General features: G+C 62.1%; 22 protein-coding genes. 12 read left to right on the forward strand and 10 right to left on the reverse strand.

Going from position 1 to position 21,294, the window contains the following annotated elements:
* Positions 1-42: 42 nt before the first annotated feature.
* Positions 43-1,266, forward strand: coding sequence for an argininosuccinate synthase (locus tag FHT69_RS21810; RefSeq protein WP_132574333.1), 1,224 nt, complete (start codon positions 43-45; stop codon positions 1,264-1,266).
* 405 nt (positions 1,267-1,671) lie between these two features.
* On the opposite strand, the gene FHT69_RS21815 is transcribed toward FHT69_RS21810, so the two are convergent.
* On the reverse strand, positions 1,672-2,478 hold the full coding sequence (locus FHT69_RS21815) for a class I SAM-dependent methyltransferase (RefSeq protein WP_168333357.1): 807 nt from the start codon (positions 2,476-2,478) through the stop codon (positions 1,672-1,674).
* Between the two features lie 555 nt (positions 2,479-3,033).
* On the opposite strand from FHT69_RS21815, the gene FHT69_RS21820 reads away from it, so the two are divergent.
* Entirely contained in the window at positions 3,034-3,675 is a 642-nt protein-coding gene (locus tag FHT69_RS21820; RefSeq protein ID WP_168333356.1) for a LysE family translocator, read from the forward strand.
* Positions 3,676-3,701: 26 nt separating this feature from the next.
* Here the strand turns inward: FHT69_RS21820 and FHT69_RS21825 are convergent, their stop codons facing one another.
* Positions 3,702-4,133 carry a hypothetical protein gene (locus FHT69_RS21825; protein ID WP_183905949.1) on the reverse strand — a complete coding sequence of 144 codons (432 nt, stop codon included), beginning with the start codon at positions 4,131-4,133 and terminating at the stop codon, positions 3,702-3,704.
* Between the two features lie 229 nt (positions 4,134-4,362).
* Here FHT69_RS21825 and FHT69_RS21830 point away from each other — a divergent pair, with 229 nt between their 5' ends.
* The 4 genes from FHT69_RS21830 (at position 4,363) to ppa (ending at position 9,858) form a co-directional block, all read left to right on the forward strand.
* Entirely contained in the window at positions 4,363-6,450 is a 2,088-nt protein-coding gene (locus FHT69_RS21830; RefSeq protein ID WP_097543592.1) for a M3 family metallopeptidase, read from the forward strand.
* Positions 6,451-6,607: 157 nt separating this feature from the next.
* On the forward strand, positions 6,608-8,428 hold the full coding sequence (gene typA, locus FHT69_RS21835; RefSeq protein WP_018243938.1) for a translational GTPase TypA: 1,821 nt from the start codon (positions 6,608-6,610) through the stop codon (positions 8,426-8,428).
* Between the two features lie 205 nt (positions 8,429-8,633).
* Positions 8,634-9,140, forward strand: coding sequence for a GNAT family N-acetyltransferase (locus FHT69_RS21840; protein WP_127431301.1), 507 nt, complete (start codon positions 8,634-8,636; stop codon positions 9,138-9,140).
* A 181-nt stretch (positions 9,141-9,321) separates the two neighbouring features.
* Positions 9,322-9,858, forward strand: a complete 537-nt coding sequence (gene ppa, locus FHT69_RS21845) for an inorganic diphosphatase (protein WP_028757793.1) — start codon at positions 9,322-9,324, stop codon at positions 9,856-9,858.
* A 4-nt stretch (positions 9,859-9,862) separates the two neighbouring features.
* On the opposite strand, the gene FHT69_RS21850 is transcribed toward ppa, so the two are convergent.
* Positions 9,863-10,174, reverse strand: coding sequence for a DUF167 domain-containing protein (locus FHT69_RS21850; protein WP_028757792.1), 312 nt, complete (start codon positions 10,172-10,174; stop codon positions 9,863-9,865).
* Positions 10,171-10,461, reverse strand: coding sequence for a YggT family protein (locus FHT69_RS21855; protein ID WP_028757791.1), 291 nt, complete (start codon positions 10,459-10,461; stop codon positions 10,171-10,173). The genes FHT69_RS21850 and FHT69_RS21855 overlap by 4 nt, the downstream gene beginning before the upstream one ends.
* Positions 10,462-10,601: 140 nt before the next feature.
* Here FHT69_RS21855 and FHT69_RS21860 point away from each other — a divergent pair, with 140 nt between their 5' ends.
* A complete protein-coding gene (locus FHT69_RS21860) occupies positions 10,602-11,837 on the forward strand; it encodes an MFS transporter (protein WP_097543593.1) in 1,236 nt (411 codons plus the stop codon).
* Between the two features lie 22 nt (positions 11,838-11,859).
* On the opposite strand, the gene FHT69_RS21865 is transcribed toward FHT69_RS21860, so the two are convergent.
* The 6 genes from FHT69_RS21865 to hemC form a co-directional block, all read right to left on the reverse strand.
* Complete coding sequence (locus tag FHT69_RS21865; RefSeq protein WP_047615617.1) at positions 11,860-12,633, reverse strand: glutamine amidotransferase; 774 nt, start codon at positions 12,631-12,633, stop codon at positions 11,860-11,862.
* A complete protein-coding gene (locus FHT69_RS21870) occupies positions 12,602-13,087 on the reverse strand; it encodes a TerB family tellurite resistance protein (protein WP_028757788.1) in 486 nt (161 codons plus the stop codon). Before FHT69_RS21870 ends, FHT69_RS21865 begins: the two co-directional genes overlap by 32 nt.
* Before the next feature lie 17 nt (positions 13,088-13,104).
* Complete coding sequence (locus tag FHT69_RS21875; protein ID WP_168333354.1) at positions 13,105-14,721, reverse strand: heme biosynthesis protein HemY; 1,617 nt, start codon at positions 14,719-14,721, stop codon at positions 13,105-13,107.
* A 4-nt stretch (positions 14,722-14,725) separates the two neighbouring features.
* Positions 14,726-15,997 (reverse strand): COG4223 family protein, encoded by a 1,272-nt coding sequence (locus FHT69_RS21880; protein WP_174824502.1) that lies wholly within the window; start codon positions 15,995-15,997, stop codon positions 14,726-14,728.
* Positions 15,998-16,065: 68 nt separating this feature from the next.
* Positions 16,066-16,773, reverse strand: coding sequence for a uroporphyrinogen-III synthase (locus FHT69_RS21885; RefSeq protein WP_183905950.1), 708 nt, complete (start codon positions 16,771-16,773; stop codon positions 16,066-16,068).
* 8 nt (positions 16,774-16,781) lie between these two features.
* Positions 16,782-17,711 (reverse strand): hydroxymethylbilane synthase, encoded by a 930-nt coding sequence (hemC, locus tag FHT69_RS21890; protein ID WP_047615613.1) that lies wholly within the window; start codon positions 17,709-17,711, stop codon positions 16,782-16,784.
* Positions 17,712-17,783: 72 nt separating this feature from the next.
* Between hemC and tsaD the strand changes: the two genes are divergently transcribed.
* From tsaD to FHT69_RS21915, 5 genes are read left to right on the forward strand one after another with little or no spacing between them, the layout of a single operon-like run.
* Positions 17,784-18,881 (forward strand): tRNA (adenosine(37)-N6)-threonylcarbamoyltransferase complex transferase subunit TsaD, encoded by a 1,098-nt coding sequence (gene tsaD / locus FHT69_RS21895; protein WP_127431295.1) that lies wholly within the window; start codon positions 17,784-17,786, stop codon positions 18,879-18,881.
* Entirely contained in the window at positions 18,878-19,861 is a 984-nt protein-coding gene (locus FHT69_RS21900) for an NAD(P)H-dependent glycerol-3-phosphate dehydrogenase (RefSeq protein ID WP_127431294.1), read from the forward strand. The genes tsaD and FHT69_RS21900 overlap by 4 nt, the downstream gene beginning before the upstream one ends.
* 9 nt (positions 19,862-19,870) lie before the next feature.
* Positions 19,871-20,164 (forward strand): YciI-like protein, encoded by a 294-nt coding sequence (locus FHT69_RS21905; RefSeq protein ID WP_132574315.1) that lies wholly within the window; start codon positions 19,871-19,873, stop codon positions 20,162-20,164.
* A gap of 2 nt (positions 20,165-20,166) precedes the next feature.
* A complete protein-coding gene (locus FHT69_RS21910; protein ID WP_127431292.1) occupies positions 20,167-20,598 on the forward strand; it encodes an EVE domain-containing protein in 432 nt (143 codons plus the stop codon).
* Positions 20,595-21,242, forward strand: a complete 648-nt coding sequence (locus FHT69_RS21915; RefSeq protein WP_183905951.1) for a methyltransferase — start codon at positions 20,595-20,597, stop codon at positions 21,240-21,242. Before FHT69_RS21910 ends, FHT69_RS21915 begins: the two co-directional genes overlap by 4 nt.
* Positions 21,243-21,294 lie beyond the last annotated feature (52 nt).

Consider the following 21,294-nt stretch of genomic DNA (forward strand, 5'->3'; position numbering starts at 1 on the left):
ACCGGGTTTTCGCCGGCCTATTATGCAACGGACCTCATCATCATGGCATCATACAAAGACGTGAAGAAAGTCGTGCTCGCCTATTCCGGCGGCCTCGACACCTCGATCATCCTGAAGTGGCTGCAGACGGAACTCGGCGCCGAAGTCGTCACCTTCACCGCCGATCTCGGCCAGGGCGAAGAGCTGGAGCCGGCGCGCAAGAAGGCCGAGATGCTCGGCATCAAGGAGATCTACATCGAGGACGTGCGCGAGGAATTCGTGCGCGATTTCGTCTTCCCGATGTTCCGCGCCAATGCCGTCTATGAGGGCGTCTATCTGCTCGGCACCTCGATCGCCCGTCCTTTGATTTCCAAGCATCTGATCGACATCGCCCGCAAGACGGGCGCGGATGCGATCGCCCACGGCGCCACCGGCAAGGGCAACGACCAGGTTCGTTTCGAACTGTCCGCCTATGCCCTGAACCCCGACATCAAGATCATCGCGCCGTGGCGCGACTGGGCCTTCAAGAGCCGCACCGACCTGCTGGCCTTTGCCGAACAGCATCAGATCCCGGTTGCCAAGGACAAGAAGGGCGAAGCGCCGTTCTCCGTCGACGCCAACCTTCTGCATTCCTCTTCCGAGGGCAAGGTTCTCGAGGACCCCGCCCAGGAGGCGCCGGAATATGTGCATATGCGCACGATCTCGCCTGAGGCTGCGCCCGACAAGGCGACCACCATCAAGGTCGGATTCCGCAAGGGCGATGCGGTCTCGATCAACGGTGTCGAGATGTCGCCGGCGACGCTGCTCGCGACGCTCAACAATTACGGCCGCGACAACGGCATCGGCCGTCTCGACCTCGTCGAGAACCGCTTCGTCGGCATGAAGTCGCGCGGCGTCTACGAAACGCCAGGTGGCACGATCCTGCTCTCGGCGCATCGCGCCATCGAATCGATCACGCTCGACCGCGGTGCTGCCCATCTCAAGGACGAGATCATGCCGCGCTACGCCGAGCTGATCTATTACGGCTTCTGGTTCTCGCCGGAGCGCGAAATGCTGCAGGCGCTGATCGACAAGAGCCAGGAGCATGTCGAAGGCGAAGTGACGCTGAAGCTCTACAAGGGCAATGTCATGGTCATCGGCCGCGAGAGCGAAAAGTCGCTCTATTCCGACAAGCTTGTCACGTTCGAGGACGATCAGGGTGCCTACGACCAGAAGGATGCTGCCGGTTTCATCAAGCTCAATGCGCTGCGCCTGCGCACGCTCGGCAAGCGCAATCTCGTGAAGTAATCACGGTTCTGTTTTGAATTGGATAAGAGCCCGCCGGCCTTGCCGCGCGGGCTTTTTCTTACGACGAGGTAGCCCCGCTTCCGAACGGCATCAAAGATGATGGCTATTCCCGTTGGAACTGGATGGCACCAACAGTCGAAACAATGAGCCGAATCTCGCCCGATCTCGGTGACTGGGTTCTTCAGAAATATCGGGGGGTACTAAGCCGCGCTCCGCTTACAGATTACGAAAAACGGAATGCTCGATATTCTTTGCCGCCAGCATTCGAATGACTGCTTCGGGGTCGTTAGCGGCCTGGTAGCTTTTTGGCTGCCGAGGAACGACAGCTGATGATCAACCCGCGGGGTTAAGGTCTGAGGACGGCCCACACCGGCCCCTCGCAGGCCCATTGCATGCTCTGCAGAATCAGGCTGGGACCAAGCCACGCACCACACGGAACATCATGGGAAATGACCGGGGTCCATCGGGCAAGTCAACCAGATACCCGGCACGAACATGCTGTTCGATCGAACCACGGGCGTCGTCCGAAAGTGCCATCAATGTGCTTGTGGTGCTGCCTGGGCCGTCGGTGAACGTAGCCCAATAATCCGCGAAGGACGCATACTCGCAATCCACGACAACGGGAATCTCCGTTACGTCGACGAGGCCGATCTTCCGCCACAACGTCGCCTGACCATTAGGCCAGAAGAGCTGGCGCCCCGCCCGCATGGATCTCAGCCTGGCGAAGTCGGTCTCAAGCACGGCGCCGGTGTTAATGACGAGATCGAAGGCGGGCATGCCGCCCAAGAACTGAGTAACGGCGGACGCGACCACGCCGCCTGGACGGGTCACGCGCTTCATCTCGGCAACTACATGTTCAATTTCCGGGATAACGTCCAGAGCCAGCGTGGAAACGGCCGCATCGAAAAAGTTAGTGTCGAACCGCATCTGCCGGACATCGCCGTGTTCATATGCGATATTGGGGTGGGATCGTCGACGGCGGGCTCCTTCCAGGTATCCCTCCGACGCGTCAACACCGATCACATGCGCTCCCGCCTCGGCCAGTGCTTTCGACAACACACCTGTCCCACATGCTACATCGAGCACGCGACTGCCCGGAGCAATATTGGCCCGTGTGAGAAATGGACTTGCCAGATGTTCGCTCCAGCGCCCGATGAATGTCTCGTAGACGTTGGGATCAGCCCAATTATATCGTAGTTCTGCGGCTTCCATGGCTTGCCATCCTCTCTCGATCAAGAATGGACCGTAACACGGCCATTCGGGTCGCGCGTATCGCCGTCACACCGAGCAATCCAGCGGAACCTTGTTAACGCTTCTCAAGAAAATATGACACAGCGGGAACCCCTGAAAACACACTGGCCTTCGCCTCGGGGGGACTCCGAGGTGCCGCTTGGTTGGTTTGACTAGTGTGATCCGCGTAGGTCGCACGGTGGGAGCCCGCTTCGCCCACTAACTGCAATCCTTCAGCCCGGCCCGTGGTCAAAAGGATCAATTGCCAGCCAGAGCTGCGGATCGCTGAACAGCGTTCGCTATTAGCGCGAGAATCCCGTTGCTGAATGATTGCTAAAGGGCCGCAAAGCAGCTTGCTGAATGATTGCTAAAGGGGCGCAAAGCATTCGCATCCTTCAACGAACAGATGTCCGCCTCGGGCCGAAAGCCGCCTCCGGTAGCGTTTGCCACCTGATCCCGCTTTTCATGGCAGTGCACCACCCTTGACGGATGGCTGTGATCGCTTAGTCTCATGCGATCATCCTCCGGAGCATTTTTATGACGCACTCCTTGCTCTTCGGCGCCTTTCTGGCGGCGCTCTTCTATGTGCTCATTCCAGGCCCCGCCTTCCTGCAACTGCTCGGCATCGGCGCCGGGCAGGGCCGCAAGGCCGGCGCCTTCTTCATGATGGGGCATCTGGTCGGAGATATCATCTGGTCGTCGCTAGCGCTGATCGCGATCGTCGGCGCGAAGACGATCGGAACCTTCGTCTTCGATCTGCTCGGCCTTGCCTGCGGTTTCTATCTCGCCTGGATCGGCTGGAGTGCCGTCAATGCCAAGCCGAAAGCCGAAGGGCAGGCGCTTGTCGTGGTCGAGCGGCCGTTTCGTCGCGGCCTGATTTTCGGCGTCACCAATCCGAAGGGTTATCCGGTGGCGCTCGCGACCTTCACGGCGCTGGTCGCGGGCTCGGCCGGCGCGCTCGATTTCGAGGCGTTGCCGGTGCTTCTCGGCGTGTCGTTCGTCGGTTTCGTCACTGCCGATATCATCCTGATCGGCGTCATCGGCGCGGGCGCGGTCCGCCGCTTCTACCGCGCCCATGAGCGGCTGATCGTGCGCTGCTCCGGCGTACTCTTCATGGGGTTTGCCGCCCAGGCGCTCTGGCATGCCACACCCGGCCTGCTCGGCTGGCGCAAGGCTTGATCAGAAGAGGGCGCATCCTGTTCTGATCAGCCGTCCAGGAAGTTGACGATCGATTTCAGTGTCTGGACCTCGTCGGGGTCACCGATCGACATGGCGATCTGGAGCTGGTTCTTGTAATAATCGAGGAAATTGAAGCTGGTGCCGTCGGTGACGCTGGAGAGATCGATGACGTTGCCATGCGGATCGATCGCATGCATCGGCAGCGGCTCGGAGATCGCGGCATAGGTGTTCTGATCGATCAGGCCGCTGTCGAAACTCTGGCGCGCGTAATTGCGCAGCTCTCCAGGGCTGACCGCGGTAAAATCAGGCCCTTCGTCAACATTGTCTTCGATCTGGAACGAGGCCGGGGCCGGAGCTTTGGTCTCGATTTGAATATCAGAGGTCTTCGAACTTTTTGCGTTATTAGGATTGTTTTTAAATAGCAAACTCTGAGAAGACCGCACAGAAAAAATTTCCATGGCGCATGTCCCCTTACAAGAAGAACACCTGAAAACTAGCGCTTGCGCGTGATTCGCGTCAATCGTTAACGATTGGTTAATTGTCACGCGTCAACTTTTGTCCACCGGATTTGGCAGGCGTTCGCCAGATTTGGTGGACGAGGCAAAAGGTCTTCCCCGCCAACATACCAATTCCATGGCTGCTCTCCTATATTGACGATCCACCTGCATGCCAAAAAGGAATTTTCCAATGCCTTCTCCACATGATTTCAATCCGGCGCTGGTAAGCTGGGACGGTCTTCACGGCCTGCCGCGCTTCGATGCCGTTGATGACGGCGACTTTGCCGCCGCCTTCGAAGCCGCCCTTGCTGCGCATGAAAGGGAGATCGACGAGATCGCCGGAAACGGCGATGCGCCGACATTCGACAATACAGTCGTGGCGCTGGAGATTGCCGGCGACGCACTGTCGCGCGTTTCGGCGTTGTTCTGGAACAAGGCGGGCGCCCATACCAATGATGTGATTCAGGCGCTGGAGCGGGAGATCTCGCCGAAAATGTCGCGCCACTATTCCAAGATCGGGATGAATGCTGCGCTTTTTGCCCGCATCGATACGCTCTGGGAGAGACGCGAGAGCCTTGGCCTGACGCTCGAACAGACGCGCGTGCTGGAACGCCATTGGAAAGGCTTCGTCAAGTCGGGCGCCAAGCTTGACAAGGCCGAGCAGGAGAAGCTCGCCGCGATCAACGAAAAGCTTGCCGGCCTCGGGACGCAATTCGGCCAGAACGTGCTGGCCGACGAGAAGGCCTGGGCACTGCTGCTTTCCGACGGCGCCGAGCTCGCCGGGCTGCCGGAATTCCTTCGCGACGCGATGGCGGCGGCCGCGCGCGAACGCGGCGAAGAGGGCAAATATGCGGTGACGCTGTCACGCTCGATCATCGAGCCGTTCCTCACCTTTTCGGAGCGCCGCGATCTGCGCGAGCAGGCTTTCAAGGCGTGGGTGGCGCGCGGCGAAAATGACGGGGAGACGGACAACCGCGCCGTCATCAAGGAAACGCTGGCGCTGCGCCATCAGGTGGCGACGCTGCTCGGCTACGGCAATTTCGCCGAGCTGAAGCTCGACAACACGATGGCGAAGACGGCGGAGGCGGTGAACGGCCTGCTCAAAGCCGTCTGGGCGCGGGCGGTGAAACGCGCCGGCGAGGAGGAGGCCGATATTGCGGCGCTGATATCAGACGAGGGCCGGAACCATGAGGTGATGCCCTGGGACTGGCGCCACTATGCCGAAAAGATCCGGACACAAAAGTTCGATTTCTCCGAGGCCGAACTCAAGCCCTATCTGCAGCTCGAGAAGATCATCGAGGCCTGCTTCGATGTGGCCGGGCGGCTGTTCGGCATCCGCGCCGTCGAGAAGAAGGGTGTGGCCGCCTATCATCCTGACGTCAGGGTATTCGAAATCAGGGACCGCGAGGACCGGCTGGTCGCCCTGTTCCTCGGCGATTATTTCGCCCGCAGCTCGAAACGTTCCGGCGCCTGGATGAGCTCATTGCAGTCGCAGCACCGGCTTGAGCTGAAGAACGGCCGCCACGGCGAATTGCCAATCATCTATAATGTCTGCAACTTCGCCAAGCCGGCGGAAGGCAAGCCGGCGCTGTTGTCGCTCGACGACGCGCGCACGCTGTTCCACGAATTCGGCCACGCGCTGCACGGCATGCTGTCGAATGTTACCTACCCTTCCGTTTCCGGCACCAGTGTTTCGCGCGATTTCGTCGAGCTGCCGTCGCAGCTTTATGAGCACTGGCTGACGGTGCCCGCTATCCTGAAGCGCTATGCCGTGCATTTCGAGACCGGCGAGCCGATGCCGCAGGCCTTGCTCGACAAGGTGCTGGCCGCGCGAACCTTCAATGCCGGTTTCAATACCGTGGAATTCACCTCGTCGGCGTTGGTCGATATGGCGTTTCACACGAGAACGACCGTCGAGGACCCGATGGCGGTGCAGGCGGAGGTGCTGGCCGAGATCGGCATGCCGAAGTCTATCGTCATGCGCCACGCAACGCCGCACTTCCAGCACATCTTCTCCGGCGGGTATTCGGCCGGCTATTACTCCTACATGTGGTCGGAGGTGCTCGACGCCGACGCCTTCGCCGCCTTCGAGGAGACGGGCGACGCCTTCAACGGCGAGATGGCGCGCAAGCTCAAGGAGAATATCTATTCCGTCGGCGGCTCGGTCGATCCAGAGGATGCCTATAAGGCCTTCCGCGGCAAGCTGCCGAGCCCGGATGCGATGCTCGTCAAAAAAGGACTTTCGACCTTCGAGGAATTGACAGGCAGCGACGCCTAAGACAATTTGATGACACGCTGTGATGCGGCGGGGCGAAAGCCTTGCCGCAGCTTTTGCGCGTTCCCCCCTTTCGCAAACGCAAAAAAAACTGTATGGACGCCCCAAACTAATAGGCGCGTCCTCTAGAGCGTGCGCCCCAGCCTCAGAGATTTCACATATGGCACTTCGCAATATCGCGATCATCGCGCACGTTGACCATGGCAAAACGACCCTGGTGGATGAGCTTCTCAAGCAGTCCGGCTCGTTCCGCGAAAATCAGCGTGTCGCTGAACGCGTGATGGACTCGAACGATCTCGAAAAGGAACGCGGCATCACCATTCTCGCCAAGGCGACCTCGGTGGAATGGAAGGGTGTCCGCATCAACATCGTCGACACCCCCGGCCACGCCGACTTCGGCGGTGAAGTCGAGCGCATTCTCTCGATGGTGGATGGCGCGATCGTTCTCGTTGATGCCTCGGAAGGCCCGATGCCGCAAACGAAATTCGTCGTCGGCAAGGCGCTGAAGGTCGGCCTTCGCCCGATCGTCGCGATCAACAAGATCGACCGTCCCGACGGCCGCCACGAAGAAGTCATCAACGAAGTCTTCGACCTCTTTGCAAACCTCGACGCGACCGACGAGCAGCTCGACTTTCCGATCCTCTACGGTTCGGGCCGCGATGGCTGGATGAACGTCAATCCAGAAGGTCCGAAGGATCAGGGTCTTACCCCGCTTCTCGACCTGGTGCTCAAGCATGTTCCGGAGCCGACCGTCCACGAAGGTCCGTTTACGATGATCGGCACGATCCTCGAAGCCAACCCCTTCCTCGGTCGCATCATCACCGGCCGCATCAATTCCGGTTCCATCAAGCCGAACCAGGCGGTGAAGGTTCTCCACGCCGACGGCAAGACGATTGAAACCGGCCGCATTTCCAAGATCCTCGCCTTCCGCGGCATCGAACGCCAGCCGATCGAAGAAGCGCATCAAGGTGACATCATTGCGATCGCCGGCCTTTCCAAGGGCACGGTCGCCGACACCTTCTGCGATCCTTCGATCACAGCACCGCTGCCGGCGCAGCCGATCGATCCGCCGACCGTCACCATGTCCTTCATCGTCAACGATAGCCCGCTGGCGGGCACCGAAGGCGACAAGGTCACGAGCCGCGTCATCCGCGACCGCCTCTTCAAGGAAGCGGAGGGCAACGTCGCCCTGAAGATCGAAGAAGCCGAAGGCAAGGATTCGTTCTACGTGTCCGGCCGCGGCGAACTTCAGCTCGCCGTCCTCATCGAAACCATGCGTCGCGAAGGCTTCGAGCTTGCCGTGTCGCGTCCGCGTGTCGTGATGCACAAGGATGAAAGCGGCCAGCTTCTGGAGCCGGTCGAAGAGGTCGTCATCGACGTCGACGAAGAACATTCCGGTGTCGTCGTGCAGAAGATGTCCGAGCGCAAGGCCGAAATGGTCGAGCTGCGTCCGTCGGGCGGCAACCGTCTCCGCCTGCGTTTCTACGCACCGACCCGCGGCCTGATCGGCTACCAGTCGGAGCTGCTGACGGATACGCGCGGCACGGCGATCATGAACCGCCTGTTCCACGACTACCAGCCCTACAAGGGTGTGATCGGTGGCCGCGTCAACGGCGTGCTGCTCGCCAACGCTCCCGGCGAAGCCGTCGCCTATGCGATGTTCAACCTGGAAGATCGCGGCCCGATGATCATCGAGCCGGGCGAAAAGGTCTATGCCGGCATGATCATCGGCATCCATTCGCGCGACAACGACCTTGAAGTCAACGTCCTGAAGGGCAAGCAGCTCACCAACATCCGCGCCGCCGGCAAGGACGAAGCGGTGAAGCTGACGCCGCCGATCCGCATGACGCTTGATCGCGCACTCTCCTGGATCCAGGACGACGAGCTGATGGAAGTGACGCCGAAGAATATTCGTCTGCGCAAGATGTATCTCGACGCAAACGATCGCAAGCGTTTCGAAAAGTCGAAGGCGGCCCTCTGAGAGCCTGGCGCAGTTTAGAGAAGTCCTTAAAACCCCGGCCCTCGCGCCGGGGTTTTTGTTGTGCGCCGCGTCGATTCCATCTTGTGACAATCGTTAAAAAAGCGTTAACTTTTGACCATCGTCCACATGTTAAGTCTGTGGGCAATGGACCGGAATGCGGTATCGCATATGGTTAATTGCCTCTGGCGGGACCAGAGTAAACGTTATGAAGACGTTGTCGATCGATGTCCGGCGGGCCGAGCCGCATGATGCCCGCGCCATATCGGAAACACACAGGCTCGCCTGGCAGCACACCTATGCGGGCATCATTCCGCATCGTGCGCTGACGCAGATGATCGAGCGGCGCGGCGAAAGCTGGTGGCGCAAGGCGACGCGCGGTCCGGCAACGCTGCTGGTTCTCGATGTCGCCGGCACTGTCGCCGGCTATGCGACGCTTGGCCTGAACCGCGCCCGCGCTCTGCCGCAGGAAGGCGAAATCTACGAGCTTTACCTTCGGCCCGAATATCAGGGCATCGGCCTCGGCAGAATGCTGTTCGGCGAGGCGCGCCGGCTGTTGAAGTCGCTTGGCTGCAACGGGCTGGTCGTCTGGTGCCTTGAGGAAAACGAGACCGCCAGCCGCTTCTACCGCCATCATGGCGGTGTCGATTTCTGCGAAGGCATGGAAAGCTTCGACCACAGGCAATTGAAGAAGATCGGCTTCATCTGGAGCTGATCAATCCCTAGCGTCTGAAAAGACGCACGGCGCGAGAGTCGTGCCTTCGTCTATCTCTTACCGGAAGTTTTTGATGTGAATGTGCGCCGCTGCAGTCAAGCATTGGCGCTGTGCGATGTTGCGTTGCCACATGAAACTGATTATCTGGCTGCGAGCAAATTCAACCTCGCGGGAGTTTCTTATGCGCATCGACGCTATTTCCATCGGTAATAATCCACCTGAGGACGTCAACGTTATCGTCGAGGTTCCGGTCGGCGGTCATCCCATCAAGTATGAGATGGACAAGGAAGCCGGCACGCTGGTGGTCGATCGTTTCCTCTATACGCCGATGACCTATCCCGGCAATTATGGTTTCGTGCCGCACACACTGTCGGAAGACGGCGACCCGATCGATGTGCTGATCGCCAGCACCCGCCCGCTGGTTCCCGGCTGCGTCATCAATGTCCGCCCGATCGGCGTCCTGAAGATGGAAGACAATTCCGGCAAGGACGAGAAGATCATCGCCGTGCCGTCGCCGAAGCTGACGCTGCGCTACGAGAAGGTGAAGGACTACACCGATCTTCCCGAGATCACGCTGAAGCAGATCGAGCACTTCTTCGAGCACTACAAGGATCTGGAGCCCGGCAAGTGGGTGAAAATCTTCGGCTGGGGCGACTCCAAGGAAGCCGGTGAACTGATCCTCGAAGCCGTCGAGCGCGCCAAGACGACGAAGGGCTGATCGTTCAGCGAAGAAACGCTTCGAGCTTTCTTGCCAAATCCTCCGGGTCGCCGTCGATCCGGAGGATTTTTTTGCGTGCGGTCTCGCCGGAGACAAAGCTGACGCTGGATTTGGGAATGCGCAGCGATTGCGCGATCAGCAGGATGAGGGCCTTGTTTGCCTTGCCCTTTTCCGGGACCGATGTGACGCGCGCCTTCAGGAGGGCTTCACCCTCGCCGTCGGCCTCGATGCCATCGATTGCGTCACGCCCGCCATTCGGCGTCAGCCGGACGGCGAGGCGCAGATGGTCATCGAAAAGGCGCCAGGGACGGCTCAAGCGACCAGCGGGTACAGCGTGGTCCACAGCAAGGTGCGCAGGAAGAAGATGATCAGCAGCAGGATGATCGGCGAAATGTCGATGCCGCCAAGGTTCGGCAGAAAGCGGCGGATCGGCTTCAGCGCCGGTTCGGTGACGTTATAGAGAAAAGTGCCGACCGAATTGACGAACTGATTGCTGGAGTTGATGACGTTAAAGGCATAGAGCCAGGAAAAAATGGCACTGCCAATCAGGATCCAGGTGTAAATATTCAAAGCCAAATCAATGGTTTGAAACAGCGCAAACATCGTCATCTCCAAATTCGTTGTTGACAGACATGTAGACATTGGCGACTAAACGAGCAAGTGCCGTGTGGAGACGCGCGGTGAATCATGTTTAACGGGCGGCTCTGCAGCTATTGCGGCGCCCGTCTCCTCGGAAAACATCCATGTCGTTTGCGCCCACCGGAGACCGTTTTGCCGCGTTTCGGCATTCGTCCTACACGCGGTTCTTCTTCGCGCGCTTCCTGCTTTCCTTCTCGCAGCAGATCGTCAGCGTTGCCGTCGGCTGGCAGATGTACGACCAGACGGGCAAGGCGATCTATCTCGGCCTGATCGGTCTCGTGCAATTCCTGCCGTCGCTGCTGCTCATGCTCGTCACCGGCTCGGTGGCCGACCGGTACAATCGCCGGGCGATCGCCGCGCTCTGCTCGCTGGTGAGCGCGCTCTGCACACTGGCGCTGCTGGTCATGACTATCATGGGCACCTTTACACCTCTGCCTGTTTTCGCCGTCCTTTTGATCTTCGGCATCGAACGTGCCTTCATGTCGCCGGCGGTGCAGTCGCTGGCGCCCAATCTCGTGCCGGAGCAGGCTCTTTCCAATGCGATCGCCTGGAATTCGTCGTCCTGGCAGCTTGCGGCGATCACCGGGCCGGTGCTCGGCGGCCTGCTCTACGGCGTCAGCGCGACGACCGCCTATAGTGTGGCGGTGATCTTTTCCGTGCTCGGTGCAGCCCTTCTCTACATGATCCCGAAGCCGGAACAGAAGACGACGGGCGAAACCAAGAGCTGGGCGATGATCCTCGGTGGCTTCAGCTTCATCCGCGCCGAAAGGGTGGTGCTCGGGGCGATCTCACTCGATCTCTTCGCCGTATTGCTCGGCGGCGCGACGGCGCTGATGCCGATTTTTGCGCGTGATATTCTGACACTCGGTCCCTGGGGGCTCGGGCTGTTGCGTGCCGCACCCGGCCTTGGCGCCATCGTCATGGCGATCTTCCTGGCCGCCTACCCGCTCAAACACCGCGCCGGCATCTACATGTTCATCGGCGTCGCCCTGTTCGGCCTTGGAACGATCATTTTCGGCGTGTCGACCAACACCGAGGTCTCGATCGCGGCGCTGGCGCTGATGGGGGCGGCCGACATGGTGTCGGTCTATGTGCGCGAGAGCCTGATTGCGCTCTGGACGCCGGATCATCTGCGCGGCCGGGTCAACGCCGTCAACATGGTCTTCGTCGGTGCTTCAAACGAACTCGGGGAATTCAGGGCAGGAACGATGGCATCGATCTTCGGTGCGGTGCCGGCGGTTGTTATCGGCGGGATCGGAACGCTTGCTGTGGCGGCGATCTGGGCTTCGAGTTTCCCGAAATTGCGGCAGATCGATACGCTCGACGCGCCCACCGCATAGTCGGGATCGATTTCGAAACCGATTATGCGCGAAGAGCGATAGAAGACGTCGCCTTCGCCGCCTTTCCCTCGAAGACGATGTCGAGGAATTCGGTCAGCCAGGCTCTCAGCGGCGCGTCGAACAGCATGCGGCCTTCGAGATGTTCGCGGCCCTGCTGGGCGTTCGGCAGGATGAAGCGATGGGCGCCATGCACGACCCAGCGATGCATCATCACCCGAGTGAGCTCGGCATGGAACTGCAGGCCCCAGGCGTTGCCGTCGTAGCGGAAGGCCTGGTTCGGATAGGCATCGCCTTCGGCCAGCAGGTCGGCGCCGCGCGGCAGTTCGAAACCCTCGCGATGGAAATGATAGACCATCTTCGGCCAGTGCATCAGCAACCGGCCCTTCTCGGTCGGGTGCAGCGGATACCAGCCGATCTCCGTCGAGCCGTCGGCATTCGGCTGCACCTTGCCGCCGAGATGATGCACCAGCATCTGCGCGCCGAGGCAGATGCCGAGATAGGGGCGTTTTTCCCGCAGCGGAATATCGATCCAGTCGATCTCCTTCTTGATGAAGTCATCGGGATCATTGGCGCTCATCGGCCCGCCGAAGACCACGGCGCCGGCATGGTCTTCGAGCGTCGTCGGAAGCGGCTCGCCGAGAACCGGGCGACGAATATCGAGGCGGTAGCCCTTTTCGACGAGCAATTGGCCGACACGGCCGGGGCTCGATCGCTCCTGATGCAGGACGATGAGGATCGGGCGCCCGTCGCGGTTCGGGTTCTGCTCAGTCGGCATCATCTTGCGCAACCTGGACATCCGTCACCCTGGCGGCGGCCTCTTGCCGCTTCTGGATGCGCTCGCGCGAGGAGACGCCGAGCAGATCGGCGATACGCCAGATCACATGGTCTTCCATCTCGCTGCGTTCGCCATCGGCATAGACGATGTCCCAGAGGATGCCGATCAGCTCCAGCCGTTGCTCGGTATTGAGATGGCGTTTCAGGTCGGCGGTGAAGCGATAATAGTCGACGGCGGTGCTTTCCGCCTCCAGACCAGCGGCCATCAGAGCATCGAGCTGCTTGCCGTCGAGGGCATACTGCTCCTTCAGGAGCTTGCGCAGCCGCTTCTTCTCGCTGGCTTTGATCTGACCGTCGGCCTCCATGACCTGCATGCAGAGCGCTGCCACTGCGATGCGCGGATCATCAGGGGCAAATCCTTTCTTCGGGTGGTCGGCGGTGAGCTTTTGGAAGAATGCCTGAAAGCGTTCGAACATGCGGTTTTCGTTCCATTTCAGAAAAGGCGGAGCCGTGTCTTGGGTTCCGGTTCCACCCTGGGATCGCGAACGCCGGGATCATCCGGCAACCCGCCAAAGAAAGGTTTTGCCTCATTCGGCGCCGGCGCTTTATCGCTCACGGCCGGTTCGACGGGTTTCGATTTTGCCGGCGCTGGTGCCGGCGTGGGGCGCACAGCCTCGGCAATCGTCGCAGCGCGTTCCAGCTCGATGATGCGATGGTCGTTGACGGGGCTTTCCGGCCTGACGTCACGCAGCGGCGGCAGCGTCTTCAGAGCTGTTTCGATCGAGGCCGGCGTCGAACCGTCTTCGAGCGGACCTTCGATCTGGCCGAAAGGCGCCTTCCATTCGAAGGCGTCGAGACGGCCGGTCACCGGCGATATCGGCAGCCATTTGTCGGAGACGAAACCATCCGCCACCCAGGCCGGATCGCGCGGCGCCTTGAGCGCCTGGGCCAGCCAGTGGCGCACGCGGCCCTGGTCGCCGGTCTCGGCCTCTTCGATGTCGGCCAAGAGCAGGAAGGCGGCTTCACGCGGCTGCATGCGTGCCGCCGCTTCCGCCTTGGTGCGCGCCTTGGCGAATTCCTGCGCGTCGAGTGCCGCCTGCGCGACGACGAGAAGGGATTCGACATTGTTCGGGCGCAGCCCTTCCAGCCGTTCGGCACGCTTCAGCCGGTCGAGCGTGGAATCGCCGCTGCGGGCCCTGACATAGGCCTGGCCGATCTCCGGATGCGGTGCCGATTTCCATGCCTGTTCGAGGATCGAGGCGGCTTTGCGCACGCCGCCTTCGCGGAACAGCGCCTTTGCAGCGACGAGAGCTGCCGGAATGAAATCGGCGGCGAGCTTCAGCGCCTGCTGGGCGTCGTCGCGGGCACCGGCCGGGTTGCTTTCCAGCTTCTCGCCGGCGCGCGCCGTCAGCAGGACGGCGTGCAAACGGTTGGCTTCGGCCTTTTCGACGACGCGGGCAGCCTTCTGCTGTTCGAGCAGGCGGATCGCATCGTCCCAGCGGCCGGCCTGGCTGCGATATTCGAGCGTCGCCTGGGCGGCCCAAGGCAGATAGGGCGCGTTGTCGGCCGCCTTTTCAGCATATTGGCGGGCCGCCTCGTTGGCCCCGAGACGGCGGGCTTCGAGATAAAGGCCGCGCAGGCCGAGTTCGCGCGTCTCGGGATCGTTGGCCATGGCCTCGAACTTGGCGCGCGCCTCGTCATGGCGGCCCTCGATCAGGGCGGCCTGAGCTTCGAGCAGGTTGATCAGCGGTTCCTGATCGGCGCGGATGAGGCCGCGCGAGCGGGCGGCCATCTTGCGGGCAAGCAGGGCATTGCCGGCGCCGGCGGCGATCAGGCCGGTGGACAGCGCCTGATAACCGCGGTCGCGCTTGCGGGCGCGGAAATATCGCGTCACCGAATGCGGCGAAGTCCAGACCAGGCGGACGAACCACCATGCGATCATCACGGCGGCGATGAGAGCGATGATGGCGCTGGCGGCAACGATCAGCTTCGTCTGGTAGATCTGGCCCTCCCAGATCAGCGAGAGATCGCCGGGGCGATCGGCAAGCCAGGAGAAGCCATAGGCGAGAAGCAGCACGAAGAGGGCGAAGGCGACAAGGCGGATCAGCATGGTCTTATCCTTCCTTGCCGGTGCCGGAAACGGCTTTCGACAGCGCGCCCCCGACCAGTTCCTCGACGCGGATGCGCGCTTCGAGTGATTGCTTGAAGGCGGTCGACGCCTGCTTGCCGAGGGCGGGCAGATTGTTCCATTCGGCGGAAGCGCCGGGCAGGTCACCGCTCTTCACTTTGTCCTCCATGCGGGCAGCAATGGCTTCGACGCTTTCACCCTCTATATTGCCGACGGGGCGAACGCTCACCAGCGACTTGGCGCTCGACATCAGCCGGTCCGACCAGCTCTGGTTCGGATCCGGCTGGTTGACGGCTTCGACGATCGCGGTGGCGACATCGGGAACCGCTGCCACCAGTTCGGCGCGTGAGGGAATGCCGGTCTCGGCAAAGGCGCGGAGGTCGGCGACAGCAGGATCGTCGGGCGCGACGCCGGCGAAAGTGTCGAGTTCGGCCACAAACGGACCGCCGCGATCGATCGCCGCCTTAAGGGCGGCGGCCGCGATCGCCCGGGCGACGGCGACGTCCTCGCGCGGCTCGTTCAGCTTCTTTTCGGCCTCTTCGAGGCGCTTGGATATATCGGCGCCGTTCGTCGTCTGCTGTTCGGAAGACTGGGCAAGTGTGGCGCGCAGCTGATCGACCTGGCCGGTCAGTTCCGCAATCTTCTGGTTGAGCGCCTCGACATTTGCCGAATCGGCCGGTGCACCGGCTGCGGGAGCCTTCGCCGCCGATTCCAGCGCAGCGACGCGCTTCTCGAGCGCGCCGTCATCCGTGCTCGCCGGGTTGGCGGCAAGGTTGGCGACGGCCTGTTTCAGGCCGTCGATCTCGCCGGAAAGCTCGGCGGTCTCCGGCGAGGTCGCCTGTGGCGCAGACGAGCTCGGGAGGTAACCGGCATACTGGATGGCGCCGGCGCCGAGCAGCGCCACGAGGCCGCCGAAGATGCCGGCGGCAATGAGACCGGAGGTGCCGGCGCTCTTCGGCGCGGGCTGTTCGGGAGGAGGGGTGTAGGACGGTTCCGAAGCTACCGGTTCCTCCTCAAGCGCCTCCGCCGCAGGCTTTTCTTCATATTCGGCATGCGAGGCAGCTTCGGTTTCGGGCGTCAGGCCGTCGTCCGTGGCGGCGGTAGTGTCGGCATCACCGGCTGGGCTCTCTACCGGCTTTTCGGTATCGGCTGCGGAGGCGAATTCCTGTGCATCGAGGTCGATCGTGACCGGCTCGTCGGCGCTCTTCGAATGGCGTGGCGGGTTTCCCGATACCATGAGGTCCTCTTTATCCTGCATTGCAACGAAACTAGACAGTGATCCCAGTTAAGGGAAGAGGTTAGATCAAATTTGGGCAGTTAGAGCCTTCAAAGCAGCGACAAAAGGCTTCTCTCATCCGGCATCGGCGCAATCGTCACGTTTTTTCGAAGTACTGCCGGAACGGCCCCCGCCACCGCCTCGCTCAGGCAAAGGAGGCGAATTGTGCTGCGCTTCGGTAGGGCGGACCGCGGCTCCGGCAGACGAAAGAAATCCTCAGCCGTCTGGCGGGAATAGAAGAGGATGACGTCCGGGCCACCGTCAGCGAAGATCGCGTCGACCTCGGCAGAATCGGGGACGGCCGATTGCATGCGATAACATTCGGCGACGGAAAATTGGATGCCAAGTTCGCGCAATCTTCCTTCGAAAGTTTCGGCACGCGGGGTGCCGGCAAGATAGAGCAACCCGTCGGCTCCCTGCGCCGCGATGAGATCGGCAAGATCGCGGCCGTTGCCCGCGGATGCGGCGACATATCGGAAGCCAAGGCTGCGCGCCTCTCCCGCCGTCGTCTCTCCGACCGCGAAAAACGGGCGGGTAAGATGCGGACGAAGCTGCTCACCGAGGGCGGAAACGACCCTGATCGCTTCGGCGCTGGTCACCGCGATTGCGCCGCTGGTGGTCGCCAGGGCCGCTGCGGCGGCGGCGCTGTCGTGCAGCGGCTGACGCAGCGGCAGCAGCAAGGGCTCGTGGCCCATATCGCGCAAACGTTGTGCGGTTCTCGTCGCCGAATGGGCGGGGCGGGTGACGAGCACGCGCATCAGCCGCCTCAGTGCCAATCGTCGAAAAAGGCGCTGCCTGCCCTTGCGCGCACGTCCTGGCCGGCGCGGGTGCCGAGTGCTGCCGCGTCGCGGCGGTGGCCGTCGGTCGTCACGGCATGCTGGCTGCGGCCGTCGGGGGTGATGATGAGGCCGGAGAAGCGGATCAGGTCGCCTTCGCAGACGGCATAACCGCCGATCGGCGTGCGGCAGGAGCCGTCGAGTGCGGCGAGGAAGGCGCGTTCGCAGGAGACAGTGTCGAAAGTCGTGATATCGTTGACCGGTGCCAGCAGATCGTCGACCCTGGCATCGCCGATGCGGCTTTCGATGCAGATCGCCCCCTGCGCCGGCGCCGGCGGGAAGGTGTCGGGATCGAGGATATCGGTCAGCACATCGACCTTGCCGAGACGCTTCAGGCCGGCCAGCGCCAGCAGGGTCGCGTCCACCTGGCCCTCCTCGAGCTTGCGCAGGCGCGTTTCCACCAAGCCGCGGAAGGTGATGACGTTGATATCAGGCCGCATGCGGCGGATCAGCGCCTGGCGGCGCAGCGACGAGGAACCAACGGTGGCGCCATGCGGCAGGTCGATCAGTTTGCGCGCGGTGCGACCGATGACGGCGTCGCGGATATCCTCGCGCGGCAGATAGGCGGAAAGATGAAGGCCCTCGGGCAGGTGCGTCGGCATGTCCTTGGCGGAGTGCACGGCGAAATCCAGCTCGCCAGCGGCAAGCTTCTGTTCGAGCTCTTCGGTGAAGAGGCCCTTGCCGCCAATCTCGGAAAGCGACCGGTCGGTGATGCGGTCGCCCTTGGTCGTCAGCACGACGATCTCGAACATTTCTTCGGGCAGATGATGCGCCGCCATCAGCCTGTCGCGGGCCTCATGCGCTTGGGCAAGCGCCAGCGGGCTACCCCGCGTGCCGATCCGGAAAGGTTTTGTTTGCATCCGCTCAATTCCGTTGTTACCGGAGTTCTCGTAAACGGGTTTCCATCCCATCGCAATCAACGAACAGGCTTCATGGTTCCCTTTCTACGCATCCTTGGCATCGAAACAAGCTGCGACGAGACCGCCGCCGCCGTCGTCGAGCGCGATGCGGAGGGGCATTCCAACGTGCTGTCGGACGTGGTGCTGTCGCAGCTCGACGAGCACAGCGCCTATGGCGGCGTGGTGCCGGAGATCGCCGCGCGCGCCCATGTCGAGGCGCTGGACGAGCTGATCGAAGAGGCGCTGAAGCGCGCCAATGTGTCGCTGGGCGATGTCGACGCCATTGCCGCCACCTCGGGGCCGGGGCTGATCGGCGGGCTGCTTGTGGGGCTGATGACCGGCAAGGCGATCGCCAGAGCCGCCGGCAAGCCGCTCTATGCGGTCAACCATCTCGAAGGCCATGCGCTGACGGCGCGGCTGACGGACGGGCTCACCTTTCCCTATCTGATGCTGCTCGTCTCCGGCGGCCATACCCAGCTCATCCTGGTGCGCGGCGTCGGGCAATACGAGCGCTGGGGCACGACGATCGACGATGCGCTCGGCGAAGCCTTCGACAAGACGGCAAAGCTGCTCGGCCTGTCCTATCCCGGCGGACCGGCGGTGGAGCGCATGGCGCGGGACGGCAATCCCGATCGTTTCAATTTTCCGCGGCCGCTGGTCGGTGAGGCAAGGCTCGATTTCTCCTTCTCCGGTTTGAAGACGGCCGTGCGGCAGGCGGCACAGGATATCGCGCCGCTCAGCGATCAGGACGTGGCGGATATCTGCGCCTCGTTCCAGAAGGCGATTTCGCGGACGCTGAAGGATCGCATCGGCCGCGGCCTGCAGCGGTTCAAGACGGAATTCCCTGCTGCAAGCGAAAAGCCGGCGCTCGTCGTTGCCGGCGGCGTCGCCGCCAATCTCGAACTGCGCGGCACGCTGCAGGCGCTGTGCGACAAGAATGGCTTCCGTTTTATTGCACCGCCGCTGCACCTCTGCACCGACAATGCCGTGATGATCGCCTGGGCGGGACTGGAGCGGATGGCAGCGGGTGCCGCGCCGGATGCGCTCGACGTACAGCCGCGGTCGCGCTGGCCGCTCGATTCCAACGCGGAAAGGCTGGTCGGTTTCGGAAAAAGAGGAGCCAAGGCATGAGCGAGACCATCGCCGTCGTTGGATCGGGGGCTTTCGGCACGGCGCTTGCCGCCGTCATCGCCCTTGCCGGGCGCAGTGCGGTGACGCTTGTCGGGCGCAATCCGGCGCTGATGGAAGATCTGAAGAGCGAGCGGCTGCATGATGCGGTGCTGCCCGGCATTTCTCTGCCTGACACGCTGGAATTTTCCGCCGAGGCGGATGCAATCACCGGCGCCTCCATTGTGCTTTTTGCGATGCCATCGCAGGCGCAGGCCGATGCGGCGCGGCAATATGGCCCCTATCTTGCCAAAGATGCCGTCGTCGTCACCTGCGCCAAGGGCATCGAGCGGGCGACGGGCAATCTTCTGACCGACATGCTGGAACGGGAACTGCCGGACCATTCCGTCGCCGTGCTCTCAGGCCCGGGTTTTGCCGCCGATATCGCCAAGGGCCTGCCGACGGCGATGGCGATTGCGGCAGCCGACATGGAGACGGCGGAGCGGCTGGCGCAGGCGATATCAGGCCGGACCTTCCGGCTCTATGCCTCCAGCGACCGGATCGGCGTGCAGCTCGGCGGCGCGCTCAAGAACGTGCTGGCGATCGCCTGCGGCATCGTCGAAGGCCGCGGCATCGGCGATTCCGCGCGTGCGGCGCTGATTGCGCGCGGGCTTGCGGAAATGTCGCGTTTCGTCGTCGCCAAGGGCGGGCAGGCGGATACGGTGCGCGGGCTTTCCGGCCTCGGCGATCTGGTGCTGACGGCGACCAGCCATCAATCGCGCAACCTGCGCTTCGGCATCGCACTCGGGCGCGGCGACAAAACCGATCCCCTGCATGGTGCGCTGGTGGAAGGCGCGTTTGCCGCCTCCGTCGCCTCGCGGCTTGCGGCGGAATTGAAGGTCAGCATGCCGATCACCGATGCCGTTTCCGCCATCATCGACGGCAGGCTCGATATATCAGAGGCGATCGAGCAGCTGATGACGCGTCCGATCACCACCGAATAGGAGACAGACATGCTTTTCGCCCTTCTCTGCAAGGACAAACCGGGACATCTGAACGTGCGCATGGATACGCGTCCGACGCATATCGAGCATCTGAACAAGCTGAATGCCGAGGGCACGCTGAAGATCGCCGGCCCGTTTCTCGACGATGACGGCAAGCCCTGCGGCAGCCTGATCATCGTCGAGGCGGAATCGAAAGAGGCGGCGCGGGCGCTTGCCGATGCCGACCCTTACGCCAAGGCCGGACTGTTCGAAAGCGTCGAGGTCCAGGCCTACAACTGGGTCTTCAACAAACCGGAGGCGTGAGCATGGCGCACTGGCTCTATAAATCCGAACCCGCCTCCTGGTCCTGGGAGCAGCAGAAGGCTGCCGGCGAAAAGGGCACGGAATGGACCGGCGTCCGCAACTATCTGGCGCGCAACAATATGCGAGCGATGCAGATCGGCGACAAAGGCTTCTTCTATCATTCCAATGACGGGCTGGAGATTGTCGGCATCGTCGAAGTCTGCGCCCTCTCCCATCCCGATTCTTCCGCCAAGGGCGATCCGAAGTGGGATTGCGTCGATATCCGCGCCGTCATGGACATGCCGAAGCCGGTGACGCTGAAGGATGTCAAGGCGAGCGAGAAGCTTGCCAAGATGGCGCTCGTCACCTCGATGCGGCTGTCGGTGCAGCCGGTGACGGAAGAAGAATATCTCGAAGTCTGCCGCATGGGCGGGCTGGACAATCCGCCGCATTGAAGACCGATCCCGAAGCCTTCATCCGCGCCAATACCAGCCTGATGCCGCCGCCGCATGTGCCGGAGATTTCGCTCTATCTGGCGAGCGAGGCGCATGAACTCTGGCTGAAGACGGAGGAGGAGCTGGAGGCGATCGGTCTGCCGCCACCCTTCTGGGCTTTTGCCTGGGCGGGCGGTCAGGGACTGGCGCGCTACATCCTCGACCAACCGGAAACGGTGCGCGGCAAGCGCGTGCTCGATTTCGCCAGCGGTTCCGGCCTTGTCGGCATTGCGGCTGTGATGGCCGGTGCCCGCAAGGTCACCGCCTGCGATATCGATCCCTGGGCGCAAGCCGCAGTCCGGATGAATGCCGAGGCCAATCGCGTTTTGCTCGGATTTACCGGCGCCGATCTGATCGGCCAGGCCGTCGATGCGGATATCGTGCTTGCCGGCGACGTCTTCTACGACCGCGCTTTCGCCGACGCGCTCGTTCCCTGGTTCGCGATGCTGGCGGCCGAGGGCAAGGCGGTGCTGGTCGGCGATCCCGGACGCAGTTACCTGCCGCGGGATCGGCTGGAATTTTGCGCGGTTTACGAGGTGCCGGTGACGCGGGCGCTGGAGGACAGCGAAATCAAGAGGACGACGGTGTGGCGCTTCGCTCCCTAGGTCGGGCCGACATTCAGGTTTCGATCACGCGGGCTATTCTATGTTGGCATTC

The sequence above is a fragment of the Rhizobium sp. BK008 genome, assembly GCF_014197345.1.
GTDB lineage: Bacteria > Pseudomonadota > Alphaproteobacteria > Rhizobiales > Rhizobiaceae > Rhizobium > Rhizobium anhuiense.

Bases quoted from the DNA above. Each gene is read 5' to 3' on its own strand.
- FHT69_RS21810 (WP_132574333.1), top strand. From the start codon at position 43: ATGGCATCATACAAAGACGTGAAGAAAGTCGTGCTCGCCTATTCCGGC.
- FHT69_RS21815 (WP_168333357.1), bottom strand. From the start codon at position 2,478: ATGGAAGCCGCAGAACTACGATATAATTGGGCTGATCCCAACGTCTAC.
- FHT69_RS21820 (WP_168333356.1), top strand. From the start codon at position 3,034: ATGACGCACTCCTTGCTCTTCGGCGCCTTTCTGGCGGCGCTCTTCTAT.
- FHT69_RS21825 (WP_183905949.1), bottom strand. From the start codon at position 4,133: ATGGAAATTTTTTCTGTGCGGTCTTCTCAGAGTTTGCTATTTAAAAAC.
- FHT69_RS21830 (WP_097543592.1), top strand. From the start codon at position 4,363: ATGCCTTCTCCACATGATTTCAATCCGGCGCTGGTAAGCTGGGACGGT.
- typA (WP_018243938.1), top strand. From the start codon at position 6,608: ATGGCACTTCGCAATATCGCGATCATCGCGCACGTTGACCATGGCAAA.
- FHT69_RS21840 (WP_127431301.1), top strand. From the start codon at position 8,634: ATGAAGACGTTGTCGATCGATGTCCGGCGGGCCGAGCCGCATGATGCC.
- ppa (WP_028757793.1), top strand. From the start codon at position 9,322: ATGCGCATCGACGCTATTTCCATCGGTAATAATCCACCTGAGGACGTC.
- FHT69_RS21855 (WP_028757791.1), bottom strand. From the start codon at position 10,461: ATGTTTGCGCTGTTTCAAACCATTGATTTGGCTTTGAATATTTACACC.
- FHT69_RS21860 (WP_097543593.1), top strand. From the start codon at position 10,602: ATGTCGTTTGCGCCCACCGGAGACCGTTTTGCCGCGTTTCGGCATTCG.
- FHT69_RS21865 (WP_047615617.1), bottom strand. From the start codon at position 12,633: ATGTCCAGGTTGCGCAAGATGATGCCGACTGAGCAGAACCCGAACCGC.
- FHT69_RS21870 (WP_028757788.1), bottom strand. From the start codon at position 13,087: ATGTTCGAACGCTTTCAGGCATTCTTCCAAAAGCTCACCGCCGACCAC.
- FHT69_RS21875 (WP_168333354.1), bottom strand. From the start codon at position 14,721: ATGCTGATCCGCCTTGTCGCCTTCGCCCTCTTCGTGCTGCTTCTCGCC.
- FHT69_RS21880 (WP_174824502.1), bottom strand. From the start codon at position 15,997: ATGCAGGATAAAGAGGACCTCATGGTATCGGGAAACCCGCCACGCCAT.
- FHT69_RS21885 (WP_183905950.1), bottom strand. From the start codon at position 16,773: ATGCGCGTGCTCGTCACCCGCCCCGCCCATTCGGCGACGAGAACCGCA.
- hemC (WP_047615613.1), bottom strand. From the start codon at position 17,711: ATGCAAACAAAACCTTTCCGGATCGGCACGCGGGGTAGCCCGCTGGCG.
- tsaD (WP_127431295.1), top strand. From the start codon at position 17,784: ATGGTTCCCTTTCTACGCATCCTTGGCATCGAAACAAGCTGCGACGAG.
- FHT69_RS21900 (WP_127431294.1), top strand. From the start codon at position 18,878: ATGAGCGAGACCATCGCCGTCGTTGGATCGGGGGCTTTCGGCACGGCG.
- FHT69_RS21905 (WP_132574315.1), top strand. From the start codon at position 19,871: ATGCTTTTCGCCCTTCTCTGCAAGGACAAACCGGGACATCTGAACGTG.
- FHT69_RS21910 (WP_127431292.1), top strand. From the start codon at position 20,167: ATGGCGCACTGGCTCTATAAATCCGAACCCGCCTCCTGGTCCTGGGAG.